Below are 15,346 nucleotides of genomic sequence, written 5' to 3'. Positions count from 1 at the left end.
AATCGAGAAGTCCCGAAAGGAACACGGAAACCATCATGGCAACTGAGATCTTCTACGACGCCGACGCCGACCTCAGCATCGTGCAGGGCCGCAAGGTCGCGATCATCGGCTACGGCAGCCAGGGCCACGCGCACGCGCTGAGCCTGCGCGACTCCGGTGTGGACGTCCGCATCGGCCTGCCCGAGGGGTCGAAGTCCCGCGCCAAGGCCGAAGAGGAAGGCCTGCGGGTGCTGACCCCGGCCGAGGCCTCCGCCGAAGCCGACCTGATCATGATCCTGGCGCCGGACACCAAGCAGCGGGAGATCTACGCCAACGACGTCGCTCCCAACCTGAAGAGCGGCGACGCGATCTTCTTCGGCCACGGCTTCAACATCCGCTACGGCCTGATCCAGCCGCCGTCGGACGTCGACGTCGCCATGGTCGCCCCCAAGGGCCCCGGCCACCTGGTGCGCCGCCAGTTCGTCGACGGCAAGGGCGTGCCCTGCCTGATCGCCATCGAGCAGGACGCCTCCGGCAGCGCCCAGGCGCTCGCGCTGTCCTACGCCGCCGGCATCGGCGGTGCCCGCGCCGGCGTCATCAAGACCACCTTCAAGGAGGAGACCGAGACCGACCTGTTCGGTGAGCAGGCCGTCCTCTGCGGTGGCACCAGCGCCCTCGTGCAGACCGGGTTCGAGGTCCTCGTCGAGGCCGGCTACCAGCCCGAGATCGCCTACTTCGAGGTGCTGCACGAGCTCAAGCTGATCGTCGACCTCATGTGGGAGGGCGGCATCGCCGGGCAGCGCTACTCCTGCTCCGACACCGCCGAGTTCGGCGACCTCACCCGCGGGCCGCGCGTCGTCGACGCCCGCGTCAAGGAGTCCATGCAGAAGATCCTGGGCGAGATCCAGGACGGCACCTTCGCGAAGGAATGGGTCGCCGAGGACGAGGCGGGCCGCCCCAACTTCACCAAGCTGCAGCAGGCCGGCAACGACCACCAGATCGAAGAGGTCGGCAAGAAGCTCCGCGCCCTCATGTCCTGGACCGGGAAGTGAGCGTCGGCGCACCGCTGAGCTGAGCAGAACGCGCCGCCCGCCGTCCGATCGGCGGTGGGCCGGTGGTCGGGAAGGCCCGGGATCCCCACAAGGGATCACCGGGCCTTCGGCTTTTCCCCCGGGGGGTCTTTGTGCTTTGGGGTGGGGTGGCGGAACCTCAGCGCTCTCCTCGCTGCGGGATCGTTTTCACCGGTGGCTCCGCCACAGGCGAAAACGCTGTCCTCGCGAGGAGAGCGCTGAGAACCCGCTGCGGTGCCGGTTGCTCTGGTGGTCGTTGCTCGGCGGCTTTGCCGCCGACAGGACGAGGTGTGGTTCGTCAGGGTTTCTTCTCGTAGAGGTCGGTCAGCAGGGCGACCACCGCTCCGGTCGCGGGGTGGGGGTCGTTGCGGGGCCAGATGACCTGGACCGGGACCGGCTCGGCGTCGCGGACCGGGCGGTAGGTGATGCCGTCGCGGCGGTACTGGGCGACCGTGCCGTGCGGCGTGATCCCCACGCAGCGGCCGGTCGCGATCGCCGCCAGCCAGTCGTCGATGTCGTGCGTCTGCTCCAGCACCGGGCGCCGGTCCGGCGGCCACAGGTCCGCCGTCGTCGTGCCCGTGCGCCGGTCCACCACCAGCACCCGCTCCCGGATCTCGCCCAGCGGCACCGAACGCCGCCGCGCCCACGGGTCGTCGCCCGCCAGCGCCACGTACCGCCGCTCGTGCCCCACCGCCGCGTGCCCGTAGCGCGCGGAATCCACCCCGACCCGCACCACCGCCAGATCGCAGGCGCCCTCGGCGAGACCGCCGGTCTGCGTGTTGGTGCGCACCAGGTGCAGCTCCACGTCCGGGTGCTCGGCCGCCCAGCGGCGCTGGAACTCCTTGGTGTGCCGCCCCACCGCCGACCACGCGTGCCCCAGCCGCAGCCGGGCGTGCCCGCCGGTGGCCTCCCGCACCAGCTCCTCCGCCTCCGCCAGCAGGTGCCGGGCGCGGGCCAGGACCCGCAGCCCCGTCGGCGTCGGGACGCAGCTGCGGCTGGTGCGGTCCAGCAACCGGACGCCGAGCGCGCGTTCCAGCGACCGCAGCGTGCGCGACACCGCCGCCTGCGAGACGCCGAGCTCGATCGCCGCGTCGGTGAACGTCCCGGTGTCCGCGATCGCCACCAGGCAGCGCAGCTGCCGCAACTCCACATCCATGACTTCAGCGTATAGATGGTGGTCCCGGCGCATTTTGCGCGGCGCCGCGGCGGTCCGATGCTCGTGGTCATGACGACGACGGAACGCCTCGAACCGGCCACCGGGACCACTCCCGCGGAACCCGGGGCCACCGCCGCGGGGAGCGGGCGGGCGACCGGCGTCGCGCTGATGCTCGGCGGCGGGCTGTCCAACCAGTTCGGCGCCGCCACCGGCGCGCTCGCGTTCCCCGTCATCGGCCCCGCCGGCGTGGTGGCGGTGCGGCAGTGGGTGGCGGCCCTGGTGCTGCTCACCACCGGGCGGCCGCGGCTGCGCTCGTTCACCGCTCGGCAGTGGCGGCCGGTGCTGGGGCTGGCCGCCGTGTTCGCCACCATGAACCTCTCGCTCTACACCGCCATCGACCGCGTCGGGCTCGGCCTCGCCGTCACCCTCGAATTCCTGGGGCCGCTGGCCGTGGCGCTGCTGACCTCGCGGCGCGCCGTCGACCTCGGCTGCGCCCTCGCCGCCGGGGCGGCCGTCGTGGTGCTGACCCGGCCGCAGCCCAGCACCGACTACGCCGGCATCGGGATGGCGCTGCTGGCCGCGGTCTGCTGGGGCTGCTACGTGCTGCTGAACCGGACCGTGGGGCGGCGGGTGCCCGGTGCGCAGGGCTCGGCGGCCGCCGCAGGGGTCTCCGGGCTGCTGTACCTGCCGATCGGCATCGCGGTGCTCTGGCAGCACCCGCCGACGGCCGCCGCGCTCGGCTGCGCGGTCGTCGCGGGAGTGCTGTCCTCGGTGGTGCCGTTCGTCGCCGACCTGTTCGCGCTGCGGCGGGTGCCCGCGAACTTCTTCGGCGTCTTCATGAGCGTCAACCCGGTGCTGGCCGCTCTCGTCGGCCTCCTCGTGCTGGGCCAGCGGCCCGGCTGGCCGGAGTGGGCGGCGATCGGGGTGATCGTGGCCGCCAACGCGGTCGCGATGCTCACCGGTTCCCGGGCCGCCCGCCGCGCGGTGGCGGACGCGCGGTGACCCGGCCGCCCCCGGCGTCCGGGGGACCGGCCACCCGTTCACGCGATCGAGAAGCACCGCCGGTGAGCGGTATCGTGCCGGGCGTGAGCGAAGAGACCAACACCACCGTGGACGAGCCGGTGGACGACAAGGCGCACATCCGGCACAAGCTGGACTTCACCGACGCGGAGTGGATCACCAGCACCGAGGACGACGACGAACCCGGCGTGGAGATCGCCTTCGTCGACGGCTACATCGGCATGCGCAACGGCGCGGAACCGGAAGGCCCCGTCCTCGTGTTCACTCCCGAGGAATGGGACGCCTTCGTCGCGGGAGCCAAGGACGGCGAATTCGACGAGCCGTGATCCCCGATCGCACGTCCAGCCGCTGAGCTGCTGGTTCATCCTCCCGCCTTCGATCCGGTCGGGCCGCGCACGCGGACGCCCGGGGCGGCGCGCGGTGGGATTGGGATGCGTCACACCCTTGTGAACGAGTTCTCAATCTCCCGTTAAACTCGCTGACCGTCCGGGTACAACGCCGTGCCCAGCTACGACCGTGATCCCTCTCAATGGAGCGCGCCCGTGACCAACCGTCCTGTCGTCCTGATCGCCGAGAAGCTGGCCCCCTCCGTGCTGGACGCCCTCGGAGAAGAGGTCGAGATCCGCCACGTCGACGGCACGGACCGGCCGGCGCTGCTGGAAGCCGTCGCCGATGCCGACGCGCTGCTGGTCCGCTCCGCCACCAAGGTGGACGCCGAAGTCCTCGGCGCGACCGGCAAGCTCAAGGTCGTCGCCCGCGCCGGCGTCGGCCTGGACAACGTCGAGGTGCCCGCCGCCACCGAGCGCGGCGTGATGGTCGTCAACGCGCCCACCTCCAACATCGTCTCCGCCGCCGAGCACGCGCTGGCGCTGCTGCTGGCCGTGGCCCGCAACGTGGCCGCCGCGGACGCGAGCCTGCGCGCCGGTGAGTGGAAGCGCAGCTCCTTCAGCGGCATCGAGCTCAACGGCAAGACCATCGGCGTCGTCGGCCTGGGCAAGATCGGCCAGCTGTTCGCGCAGCGCATCGCGGCCTTCGGCACCAAGCTCATCGCCTACGACCCCTACGTCTCCGCCGCGCGCGCCGCGCAGCTGGGCATCGAGCTGGTCAGCCTGGAAGACCTGCTGGCGCGGGCCGACGCGATCTCCATCCACCTGCCGAAGACCGCCGAGACGCTCGGCCTCATCGGCGCGGAGGAGCTCAAGAAGGCCAAGCAGGGCCTGATCGTCATCAACGCCGCCCGCGGTGGCCTGGTGGACGAGGAGGCGCTGGCCGAGGCGATCCGCAGCGGCCACATCGGCGGTGCCGGCATCGACGTCTACAAGACCGAGCCGACCACTTCCAGCCCGCTGTTCGAGCTGACCAACGTGGTCGCCACCCCGCACCTGGGCGCCTCCACCACCGAGGCGCAGGACCGCGCGGGCACCGACGTGGCCCGCTCGGTGCTGCTGGCGCTGCGCGGCGACTTCGTGCCGGACGCGGTGAACGTGCAGGGCGGCGCCGTCGGTGAAGAGGTGCGCCCGTACCTGCCGCTGACCCAGAAGCTGGGCCAGCTGCTGGCCGCCGTGCTCGGCAGCACGCCGACCTCGGTGACGGTGGAGGCCCGCGGCGAGCTCGCGCACGAGGACGTCTCGGTGCTGCAGCTCGCGGCGCTGCGCGGCGTGTTCGCCGGGGCCGTGGACAGCCAGGTGACCTTCGTCAACGCTCCGCAGCTCGCCGAAGACCTCGGGGTGCAGGTCGAGGTCAAGACGACCTCCGAGAGCCCGAACCACCGCAGCGTCGTCTCGCTGCGCGCGACGCTCGCCGACGGCCGTTCGGCGGTCGTGTCCGGTGCGCTGTCCGGCACCGACCTGGTGGAGAAGCTGATCGAGGTCAACGGCCGCCACTTCGACCTGCGGGCCGAGGGCAGCGTGCTGCTGCTGGAGTACCCGGACCGCCCCGGCGTGATGGGCAAGGTCGGCACCCTGCTGGGCGAGGTCGGCGTCAACATCGAGGCCGCCACCGTCAGCCAGACCGCCGAGGGCTCGGACGCGATCATGCTGCTGCGGGTGGACCGCCCGGTCGAGGCGGGCGTCCTGGAGCCGATCGGCGCGGCCGTCGGCGCTCGCACGGTCCGGACCGTGGACTTCGAGTGATCGGCTGATCGGGCGAGGTTGCGGGTTCGCCGTTGCCGGAAAAGGGGCCGTCGCACACCTGTGGGCGGCCCTTTTCGCCACCCCGCTCACCTGCGTCACCCGATCGGGTGTCCCGCCAATCGGGATGCCTCGACCACTTGGTGGGTCCGGCGTGCCTGCCCGCGTGGCCTTGCCGGTAGCCTTCGGCGCAACAGTTCGAGCCCCGCGGGTCGGGGTGGTAGTCGGGAGGTGTGTACATGCGGCTCGCTGTGATCCCCGGTGACGGGATCGGGCCGGAGGTGGTGGCCGAGGCGCTCAAGGTCCTCGGTGAGGTCGTTCCCGATACCGAGATCACTCGATACGACCTGGGAGCCGCCCGCTGGCACGCGACCGGTGAGCTGCTGCCGGAATCGGTGCTGACCGAGCTCCGCCAGCACGACGCGATCCTGCTCGGTGCCGTCGGAGACCCCTCGGTGCCCAGCGGAATCCTGGAGCGCGGGCTGCTGCTGCGGCTGCGCTTCGAGCTCGACCACCACGTCAACCTCCGCCCCGCCCGGCTGTACCCGGGGGTGAAGAGCCCGGTCAACGACCCGGGTGAGATCGACATGGTGGTCGTGCGCGAAGGCACCGAAGGCCCGTACGCGGGCAACGGCGGCCTGCTGCGCAAGGACACGACCCACGAGATCGCCACCGAGGTCAGCCTCAACACGGCGTTCGGCGTGGAGCGGGTGGTCCGCGACGCGTTCGCCCGCGCCGCGTCCCGGCCGCGCAAGCACCTCACGCTGGTGCACAAGACGAACGTCCTCACCCACGCGGGTTCCTTGTGGTCCCGGGTGGTCGAGGAGGTCTCGCTGCAGCACCCCGACGTGACGGTCGCCTACCAGCACGTGGACGCCACGACGATCCACCTGGTGACCGACCCGAGCCGGTTCGACGTGGTGGTCACCGACAACCTGTTCGGCGACATCATCACCGACCTGGCCGGTGCGGTGACCGGTGGGATCGGCCTGGCGGCCAGCGGCAACATCGACGCGACGCGCCGGAACCCGAGCATGTTCGAGCCGGTGCACGGCAGCGCGCCGGACATCGCCGGGCACGGTTCGGCGGACCCGACGGCCGCGGTGCTGTCGGTGGCGCTGCTGCTCGACCACGTCGGGCAGGCCGAGGCGGCGCGCCGGGTGGAGGCGTCGGTGGCCTTCGACCTGGCGACGCGGGACCACTCGGCGCCGGGTGCGACGTTCGCCGTCGGCGACCGGCTGGCCGCGCTGGTGTCCTCCCGCGAGGTGGCCCAGCAGCCCTGATCCACGCGTTCCGGAACGGGCGCCACCCCACCCGGGGAGGCGCCCGTTCCGCGTTCCGGCCGGTGTTCGCGGCCCGTTCCTGGTTCCGGCCGGGACGGGTGGCCCGTTCGCCCGCCCCGGGGCTCACCTGGAGCGAGCAGCGGGTGGTGTGGCACCATGCGGGCGTGGCCGCTACGACCATGATCATTATCGAACCGCGCGCCGGGTGACGACTTCCGCACCCCCGGCGCGCAGACCTCTCGCATCCATGCGGGGGGTCTTTTTCGTGTTCCGGGGGTGGTTCGGCACCAGGCGGCTCCGCCGCACGAGACACCGACAGCCCGCAGGAGATCCCAGTGACCCGCACGACCCCGGCCGGCACCCCGCTCGGCGACGACTTCCACGTCTACGACACCACGCTGCGCGACGGAGCTCAGCGGGAAGGCATCTCCTACTCGGTCGCCGACAAGATCGCCGTCGCCCGGCTGCTGGACTCGCTCGGCGTCGGCTTCGTCGAAGGCGGCTGGCCGGGGGCGCTGCCCAAGGACACCGAGTTCTTCGCCCGCGCCGCCGCCGGTGAGCTCGAACTGCGGCACGCCGCGCTCGTCGCGTTCGGCGCCACCCGCCGCGCCGGGGTGTCCGCGCAGGAGGACCCGCAGGTGCGGGCGCTGCTGGACTCCGGTGCCCCCGTCGTCACCCTCGTCGCCAAGGCCGACCGCAGGCACGTCGAGCGCGCCCTGCGCACCAGCGCCGAGGAGAACCGGGCGATGATCGCCGACACCGTCCGGCACCTGGTCGACGCGGGCCGCCGGGTGTTCGTGGACGCCGAGCACTTCTTCGACGGCTACGCCCACGACCCGGACCACGCGCTGCGCGTGCTCGACGCCGCCGTCACCGCGGGCGCCGACCTCGCCGTGCTCTGCGACACCAACGGCGGGCAGCTGCCCACCGGGCTCGCGGGCACCGTGCGGGAGGTGGTGGCGCGCACCGGGTTCCGCGTCGGCATCCACTGCCAGGACGACACCGCCTGCGCGGTCGCGAACTCGGTCGCCGCCGTCCAGGCCGGCGCCAGTCACGTGCAGTGCACCGCCAACGGCTACGGCGAGCGCGCGGGCAACGCGGACCTGTTCGCGGTCGTCGGGAACCTCCAGACCAAGCTCGGCATGCCGGTGCTCCCGGACGGGCGGCTCCCCGAGCTGACCCGGGTGTCGCACGCGCTCGCCGAGATCGCCAACCTCGCCCCCGACACGCACCAGGCGTACGTGGGGACCTCCACGTTCGCGCACAAGGCGGGATTGCACGCCAGCGCGATCAAGGTCGACCCGGAGCTGTACAACCACCTCGACCCGGCCGTCGTCGGCAACGAGATGCGGGTGCTGGTCACGGAGATGGCCGGGCGCGCCAGCATCGAGCTCAAGGGCGCCGAACTGGGCGTGGACCTGTCCGGGGCGCCCGACGCGGTCGGCGGTGCGGTGCGCAGGGTCAAGGAGCTGGAGGCGCACGGCTGGTCCTTCGAAGCCGCCGACGCCTCGCTGGAACTGCTGCTGCGCCGCGAGCTCGCCGCTGCGGGGGAGCGGGGCGCGGCGGGGAAGCTGGACGGGGTGGGGGAGCGGGCCGCGGCGCCGGACGCGCCGTTCGAGCTGGAGTCCTACCGGGTGCTGCTGGACCACCGCCCCGACGGCGCCGTCGTCTCCGAGGCCACGGTGAAGGTGCACGTCGCGGGCACCCGCGTGATCGCCACCGCCGAGGGCAACGGCCCGGTGAACGCGCTCGACGCGGCGCTGCGCGAAGCGCTCGTGCCGCACCTGCCGTGGCTGGACGAGGTGGCGCTGGTCGACTACAAGGTGCGCATCCTCACCGATGCCGCGGGCACCGACGCGGTCACGCGGGTGCTGGTGGAATCCCGCGACGACCGGGAGGAGTGGACCACCGTCGGCGTGCACGGCAACATCGTCGAAGCCAGCTGGCTCGCCCTCTGCGACGCCCTCGCGTACAAGGCGTTGCGCCACAAGGCGAACGCGGGCCGACCGGGCTCGGCCGCCGCGACCGCATAGGCTGGTCCGGCCCGCCCCCGGGCGGGACACGTGGAACAACCGGGAACGAAAAGAGGTCCGCCGTGCGCCTGGCCCGAGTCGCTCACTCCGACGGGGTGTCGTTCGTCGCGCTGGAACCCGATCCGTCCGCGCCGAAGGAGAAGGTGCTGGCCATCGAGATCGACCAGCACCCGTTCGGCGACCCCACCTTCACCGGGCGCAAGTGGCCGATGGGCGACGTGCGGCTGCTCGCGCCGATCCTGCCCAGCAAGGTCATCTGCGTCGGCAAGAACTACGCCGACCACGCCAAGGAGATGGGCGGCGAGGCACCGGCGAACCCGGTGATCTTCATGAAGCCGTCCACCGCGGTCACCAGCCCGAACGCGCCGATCAAGCTGCCGCCGAACTCGGAGCGCGTCGACTTCGAGGGCGAACTGGCCGCCGTCATCGGCCAGCCCTGCAAGGACGTCCCGGAAGCCCGCGGCACCGAGGTGGTCCTCGGCTACACGATCGCCAACGACGTGACCGCGCGCGACCACCAGCAGGCCGACGGGCAGTGGACGCGGGCCAAGGGCTACGACACGTTCTGCCCGCTGGGGCCGTGGATCGACACCGCCGTGGATCCGAAGGACCTGGGGCTGCGCACCGAGCTGGACGGCGAGCTCCACCAGGAGTCGCGGACCTCGCTGATGCTGCACGACGTGGCGGGCCTGGTGTCCTGGGTGTCGCGGATCATGACGCTGCTGCCCGGCGACGTCATCCTCACCGGCACTCCCGCCGGGGTGGGCCCGATGAAGTCCGGCCAGTCGGTCTCCGTCTCCATCGACGGCCTCGGCACCCTCACCAACCCGGTGCAGTGACCCGCACTGCCCGCCGCCCGACCCGAGCGGCGGGCAGTGCCGTCTTCCCGTCAGGTCCTCCTCCTGGCAGCGGCGAAGCCGCTGAGCCGCCGACCACCTGAGACACCGGCACCGCCGCGGGTTCTCAGCGGTTTCCTCGCGAGGACAGCGATTTCTCCTGTGGCGGAGCCACCGGTGAAATCGATCCCGCAGCGAGGAAGCCGCTGAGGTTCCGCCACTCGCCCACTGCGCGAAACACGTGGAGATCAACGGCGGGAGTACCGCGCCGGCGGCCGCTCGCGCAGGGCTCCGTAGGCCAGCAGGTAGGGCGGGAGCACCCGCAGCGCGGGCAACCGCGTGAGCAACCGGACCGGGCGCGGCAGCCGGGTCCGGCCCCCGAAGTCGATGGCGCCGTGCAGGGCGGGTTCGACCACGTTGCGGTGCAACATCTTCTGCAGCCCCTGGATGAGCACGGTCGTCGGCCAGCGCCGCCGCTGGATCGCCGCCACGTGCCTGCGCCGCAACCGGCCCTCGCGCAGCGGCCGGGCCAGGTGCCGGGCCGCGGCCACCGCGTCCTGCACGGCCAGGTTGATGCCGATGCCGCCGACCGGGGACATGGCGTGCGCCGCGTCGCCGATGCACAGCAGCCCCGGCACGTGCCACTTGCGCAACCGGTCGAGCGTGACGTGCAGCAGCTTCACGTCCGCCCACTCGCCGACCAGCTCGCGGCCGTCGTCGAACCACGGCACGAGGTGGCGCAGCCGCCGGTTGAACTCCTCGATCGGCCCGGACCTGCCGTCGGCATCGGTGTCCTTCGCGATGATCGAGGCCGTTTGGTAGTAGTCGCCGCGGTCGATCAGCGCGGTGAACGTGCGGTCCCGGACCAGCCCGACCAGCCCGGAGGGGTCGCTCTCCCGGCGCGGTACCCGGAACCAGCGCACGTCCATCGGGGTGGGGAAGTCCTGCAGCCCGAGCTCCGGCAGCCGCCGGGCGAGCGAGTCCCGGCCGTCGCAGGCGACGGTGATGTCGGCGCGCAGTTCCCCGGTGGTGCCGTCGGCTTCGCGGTAGTGCACGCCGTTGACCCGGCCGCCCTCCCGGATCAGCCCGGTGACCTCGGTGCGCATCCGCAGCGCGAAGCCGTCCTCCTGCTTCGCCTCCTCGGCGAGCAGGTCCAGCAGGTCCCACTGCGGGACCAGCGCGATGTGGTTGTACTTGATCGGGAGCCGCCGGAAGTCCCCGATGGTGACGAGTTCGCCGTCGTCGCCGACGGGCAGCCGCACCGTCTCCACTCGCCGTTGGGGCAGTTCGGCGAACCGCTCGGCGAGCCCGATGTCGTCCATGAGCTGCAGGGTCGTCGGGTGCACCGTGTCCCCGCGGAAGTCCCGCAGGAAGTCGCCGTGCTTCTCCAGCACGGTCACCCGCACTCCGGAGCGGGCCAGCAGCAGCCCCAGGACCATGCCCGCGGGTCCGCCTCCGATGACGCAGCAGGTGGTGCGTTCCATCCCGATCACTCCCAGCAGGTGCGGTGCTGAACGTACTTCCGACGATATTCAACGTGCGTTGAATAAATACAGGGTGCGCCTCCCGGACTCGCTGGTCAACCACCCCGCCTCGCCCGATATGGTGGGCGGGTCATGAGCACGCCAGAGTTCGCCACCCCAGCGCCCGGAACCGTCCGCGCCCGGTTCTGCCCGTCGCCCACCGGCACGCCGCACGTCGGGCTGATCCGCACCGCCCTGTTCAACTGGGCCTTCGCCCGGCACCACCGAGGTTCCCTCGTGTTCCGCATCGAGGACACCGACGCCAGCCGGGACAGCCAGGAGTCCTACGACGCGCTGCTCGAAGCGCTCCGCTGGCTCGGCCTCGACTGGGACGAAGGTCCCGGCGTCGGCGGCGAGCACGGCCCCTACCGGCAGAGCGAGCGCAAGGACGTCTACGCCGACATCGCCCAGCGCCTGCTGGCCGCGGGCGAGCTCTACGAGGCGTACTCCACGCCCGAAGAGGTCGAAGCCCGGCACAAGGCCGCGGGCCGCGACCCCAAGCTCGGCTACGACAACTTCGACCGCGACCTCACCGACGAGCAGAAGGCCGCCCTCCGCGCCGAGGGCCGCACCCCCGTGCTGCGGCTGCGGATGCCGGACCACGACATCACCTTCACCGACCTCGTCCGCGGCGAGATCACCTTCCGCCCCGGCACCGTGCCCGACCCGGTGCTCGTCCGCGGCAGCGGCGACGCGCTGTACACCCTCACCAACCCCGTCGACGACGCGCTCATGCGCATCACCCACGTGCTGCGCGGCGAAGACCTGCTCTCCTCCACGCCGCGCCAGATCGCGCTCTACGAAGCGCTCCAGCGCATCGGCGTCACCGACTTCACCCCCGCCTTCGGGCACCTGCCGTTCGTCATGGGCGAGGGCAACAAGAAGCTCTCCAAGCGCGACCCGCAGTCCAACCTGTTCCACCACCGGGACCGCGGCTTCCTGCCCGAAGGTCTGCTCAACTACCTCGCGCTGCTCGGCTGGTCCATCGCCGACGACCGCGACGTGTTCACCCTCGACGAGATGGTCGAAGCCTTCGACATCGGCAACGTCAGCAGCAACCCGGCGCGGTTCGACCAGAAGAAGGCCGACGCCATCAACTCGGCGCACCTGCGCGCCCTCGCGCCCGACGACTTCGTGCAGCGCGTCGTGCCCTACCTCGTCGCGGGCGGCGTCCTCGACGCCGAACCCACCGAGCAGCAGCTCGAGACCGTGCGCGCCGCCGCACCCCTCGTGCAGGAACGGCTCATCGTGCTCTCCGACGCCGTCGGCATGATGCGGTTCCTGTTCGCGGGCGACGAGTTCGAACCCGAGGAGGCGTCCGCGCAGAAGGCCCTCGGCGACGACGCGCGACCCGTCCTCGAGGCCGCCATCGGCGCCCTCGACGCCCTCGACGGCTGGACCACCGAAGCCATCGAAGCGGCGCTCAAGGAGTCCGTCGTGGACGGACTCGGCATCAAACCGCGCAAGGCCTTCGCGCCCGTCCGCGTCGCCGTCACCGGCCGCACCGTGTCCCCGCCGCTGTACGAATCGATGGAACTCCTCGGGCGGGACGTCTCCCTCCAGCGCCTCCGGCGCGCACTGGGCTGAACAGCAGCACGATTCCGGCGACCGGGTGATGTCCGCAGTGGACGTCACCCAGTACCGGCACGTGCACTAAACCGTGTCAGCCAACGACTATCACCGGCTTGGCCGAGGCGGGCACCGCCGGTGAACACCTAGCCTCTCGGGGTGACATCCGCGCCGCATCCAGAGATCGCACCGCCACCCGGCCACATCAAAGCCGTGTGCCTCGACATCGACGACACCCTGCTCGACAACGCAGGCTCCTCCCGCCTCGGCCTCCGCGCCCTCATCGGCAACGACGCCGCCTGGCCCGTGTGGCGCCACACCACCGAAGAGCACTACGAGCGCTACGTCGCGGGCGAACTCGACTTCGCCACCATGTGCCGCGAACGCACCCGCGCCTTCTTCGCCGCCTTCGGCGAACAGCTCAGCGACGCCGAAGCCGCCGCCCGCGAAGACCACCGCATGGCCGCCATGCAAGCCGCCTGGCGACTCTTCGACGACGCCCTGCCCTGCCTCGAATGGCTGCGCGCCACCGGACTCCGGCTCGCCGTCATCACCAACGCGCCCGGCGCCTACCAGCGCAAGAAGATCAGCCGCACCGGGCTCGCGAGCGCCTTCGACAGCCTCGTCATCTCCGGTGAACTCGGCATCGCCAAACCGGACCCGCGGATCTTCCACGCCGCCTGCGATTCCCTCGACCTCGCCCCGCACGAAGTCGTCCACGTCGGCGACCGGCTCGACACCGACGCCCTCGGCGCCGCCGATGCCGGCCTCCACGGCGTCTGGCTCAACCGCACCGGAACCGAACACGACCCGCCGGACGGGGTCTCCATGATCACCAGCCTCGCCGAGCTCCCCGAACTCCTCGTCTGCGAACTGCCCTTCGCGCCCGGCATCCCCGCCCAAGCCGACGGCACCGCCCGCGAACCCGGCACCCCGTCCCACCCGGACACCGCCAGACCGCGCCTCGGCGCCCTCAGCAGCTGATCGAGCCCGGCCCGCGACCCCGGCGACGACGCCCACCGGACAGCGCCCCGAAACCCGCGCCCACCAGGGAATTCATCCGAAGAGGGGGGTGCTGTCACGGCCCCGCGGGCCATGCTCTACTATTTTCATCAGCAAGGCGGACAGCGGCGAAAGAGCCGGACTTCCCCCAGAAGCCCGGACCAAGACCGCTGGACGCCGAAGCCGATGGGGTATGGTGTAATCGGCAGCACGACTGATTCTGGTTCAGTTAGTCTAGGTTCGAGTCCTGGTACCCCAGCGGAACGATCAACACAGATCGTTCGTTCTAGGGCCCCGTCGTCTAGCGGCCTAGGACGCCGGCCTCTCACGCCGGTAGCGCGGGTTCGAATCCCGTCGGGGCTACGTTCGCGTGTTCAGTCCTCACTCCCTTCGGGAGTGGGGACTTTTCCGTGTTCGTCCTCTTTCTGGGGGGCGACCCCCCAGACCCCCACGGTGCGGGGGGTGCGGTTGGGGTGGGTTGCGGGTTGCGGGGCGTGGGGCGTGGGGCGTGGCTTGCGGGGGGCGCGTTGCGCTTCCCGCTTTGGGAGTGGTGTGTGGGGCTGGGTCCTCCGCCTGCCGCTCTTCGCTTGTGGTTTCTCGCCTGCGGCTTCGGGGTGGGGTGTTGGGTTGCGGGTCTTTGCTCGTTGCTTCGGGGTTTGTCTTCTGGGGGGATTGCTCCTCGCTTGTTGCTTGTTTCGGGGGGTGGTTGTTCGGTGGTGGTCGGGGTGTTGTAGAGTTCTTTTTGTTGCTCGGTCCCGTCGTCTAGCGGCCTAGGACTCCGGCCTCTCACGCCGGCAGCGCGGGTTCGAATCCCGTCGGGACTACGGAGAAAAGCCCCGCTTCCTTTGGAAGCGGGGCTTTTCTTATTGGGGTGATTGGTCGTGGGGTGTGGTTGGGTTTTCTCGGCCTCGGCCTCGGCCTCGGCCTCGGCCTCGGCCTCGGCCTCGGCCTCGGCCTCGGCCGTTGGGCGTTGGGCGGGGTGCTTTCCGCTGCCCTGCTTCCCGGTGGCCTGCGTGTCGGGGTCAGAGGCGGTTCTGGAGGCCTTCGGTGGCTGCCAGCAGGTCTTGGGCCCAGCGGGCTCCTGGCCTTCTGCCCATGCGGTCGATGGGGCCGGAGACCGAGATCGCGGCCACCACCGTGCCTTGGGAATCCCGGACGGGAGCCGAGACGCTGGCCACTCCGGACTCGCGTTCCGCGACGCTCTGGGCCCAGCCGCGGCGGCGGACCTCCAGGAGGGTGCGTTCGCCGAAGACCGCCTCGGCGAGGACCGCGCGCTGGGTGGCCGGATCCGCCCACGCCGCAAGGACCTTCGCGCCCGAACCCGCCACCATCGGCAACGTGCTCCCCACCGGCACCGTGTCGCGCAGGCCGCTCGGCGGCTCCGCCGACGCGATGCACAGGCGCTGCATGCCGTCCCGGCGGTAGAGCTGCACGCTCTCGCCCGTGATGTCCCGCAATTTGGGCAACACCGTCGACGCCGCCTCCAGCAGCGGATCCACCGCGCCCCCGGCCAGCTCCGCCAACGCGGCGCCGGGACGCCACCGGCCGTCCGAACCGCGGCGCAGCAAGCGGTGCACCTCCAAGCCCACCGCCAACCGGTGCGCGGTCGCCCGCGGCAAGCCCGTCCGGCCGCACAGCTCCGTCAAACCGCACGGCTCACCGGCCACCGCCTGCAGCACGGCCACCGCCTTGTCCAACACTCCGATACCGCTATGCTGTCCCACGTACCGATATTAACTTCTCGAT

General features: G+C 71.5%; 12 protein-coding genes and 3 tRNA genes. 12 read left to right on the top strand and 3 right to left on the bottom strand.

From position 1 onward, the window contains the following. Positions 1 to 35: 35 nt before the first annotated feature. A complete protein-coding gene (gene ilvC, locus AC29IT_RS21135; RefSeq protein WP_358437625.1) occupies positions 36 to 1,031 on the top strand; it encodes a ketol-acid reductoisomerase in 996 nt (331 codons plus the stop codon). A gap of 316 nt (positions 1,032 to 1,347) precedes the next feature. Here ilvC and AC29IT_RS21130 read toward each other — a convergent pair whose 3' ends face one another. Beyond that, positions 1,348 to 2,205 (bottom strand): LysR family transcriptional regulator, encoded by an 858-nt coding sequence (locus AC29IT_RS21130; protein WP_358437627.1) that lies wholly within the window; start codon positions 2,203 to 2,205, stop codon positions 1,348 to 1,350. 69 nt (positions 2,206 to 2,274) lie between these two features. Between AC29IT_RS21130 and AC29IT_RS21125 the strand changes: the two genes are divergently transcribed. From AC29IT_RS21125 to AC29IT_RS21100, 6 genes are all read left to right on the top strand, one after another. Further along, positions 2,275 to 3,207, top strand: coding sequence for an EamA family transporter (locus tag AC29IT_RS21125; RefSeq protein ID WP_488219900.1), 933 nt, complete (start codon positions 2,275 to 2,277; stop codon positions 3,205 to 3,207). An 83-nt stretch (positions 3,208 to 3,290) separates the two neighbouring features. Beyond that, positions 3,291 to 3,551 (top strand): DUF397 domain-containing protein, encoded by a 261-nt coding sequence (locus tag AC29IT_RS21120; RefSeq protein ID WP_373690015.1) that lies wholly within the window; start codon positions 3,291 to 3,293, stop codon positions 3,549 to 3,551. A 216-nt stretch (positions 3,552 to 3,767) separates the two neighbouring features. Beyond that, positions 3,768 to 5,357, top strand: a complete 1,590-nt coding sequence (gene serA, locus AC29IT_RS21115) for a phosphoglycerate dehydrogenase (RefSeq protein ID WP_358437631.1) — start codon at positions 3,768 to 3,770, stop codon at positions 5,355 to 5,357. A 236-nt stretch (positions 5,358 to 5,593) separates the two neighbouring features. Further along, complete coding sequence (locus AC29IT_RS21110) at positions 5,594 to 6,637, top strand: 3-isopropylmalate dehydrogenase (RefSeq protein ID WP_358437633.1); 1,044 nt, start codon at positions 5,594 to 5,596, stop codon at positions 6,635 to 6,637. A gap of 335 nt (positions 6,638 to 6,972) precedes the next feature. Then, positions 6,973 to 8,670 (top strand): citramalate synthase, encoded by a 1,698-nt coding sequence (cimA, locus tag AC29IT_RS21105; RefSeq protein ID WP_488219899.1) that lies wholly within the window; start codon positions 6,973 to 6,975, stop codon positions 8,668 to 8,670. Between the two features lie 62 nt (positions 8,671 to 8,732). Beyond that, positions 8,733 to 9,509, top strand: coding sequence for a fumarylacetoacetate hydrolase family protein (locus tag AC29IT_RS21100; protein ID WP_358437637.1), 777 nt, complete (start codon positions 8,733 to 8,735; stop codon positions 9,507 to 9,509). Between the two features lie 245 nt (positions 9,510 to 9,754). Here AC29IT_RS21100 and AC29IT_RS21095 read toward each other — a convergent pair whose 3' ends face one another. Next, positions 9,755 to 10,990 carry an FAD-dependent oxidoreductase gene (locus AC29IT_RS21095; RefSeq protein WP_488219898.1) on the bottom strand — a complete coding sequence of 412 codons (1,236 nt, stop codon included), beginning with the start codon at positions 10,988 to 10,990 and terminating at the stop codon, positions 9,755 to 9,757. Between the two features lie 132 nt (positions 10,991 to 11,122). On the opposite strand from AC29IT_RS21095, the gene gltX reads away from it, so the two are divergent. From gltX to AC29IT_RS21070, 5 genes are all read left to right on the top strand, one after another. Continuing rightward, positions 11,123 to 12,616, top strand: coding sequence for a glutamate--tRNA ligase (gene gltX, locus AC29IT_RS21090; RefSeq protein WP_358437642.1), 1,494 nt, complete (start codon positions 11,123 to 11,125; stop codon positions 12,614 to 12,616). A gap of 141 nt (positions 12,617 to 12,757) precedes the next feature. Continuing rightward, the gene (locus tag AC29IT_RS21085; RefSeq protein ID WP_488219897.1) at positions 12,758 to 13,582 is read left to right on the top strand and encodes an HAD family hydrolase; all 825 of its coding nucleotides are present in this window, start codon (positions 12,758 to 12,760) and stop codon (positions 13,580 to 13,582) included. Positions 13,583 to 13,787: 205 nt separating this feature from the next. Next, positions 13,788 to 13,859 (top strand) — tRNA-Gln (locus AC29IT_RS21080). A gap of 31 nt (positions 13,860 to 13,890) precedes the next feature. Next, positions 13,891 to 13,963, top strand: a tRNA-Glu gene (locus AC29IT_RS21075). 388 nt (positions 13,964 to 14,351) lie between these two features. Continuing rightward, positions 14,352 to 14,424 (top strand) — tRNA-Glu (locus tag AC29IT_RS21070). A gap of 198 nt (positions 14,425 to 14,622) precedes the next feature. Here AC29IT_RS21070 and AC29IT_RS21065 read toward each other — a convergent pair. Next, a complete protein-coding gene (locus AC29IT_RS21065) occupies positions 14,623 to 15,324 on the bottom strand; it encodes an IclR family transcriptional regulator (RefSeq protein ID WP_358437648.1) in 702 nt (233 codons plus the stop codon). Between the last annotated feature and the right edge of the window lie 22 nt (positions 15,325 to 15,346).

It is taken from the genome of Saccharopolyspora sp. MMCC62 (genome assembly GCF_057736575.1).
This window is presented reverse-complemented; position numbering and strand designations above follow the sequence as displayed.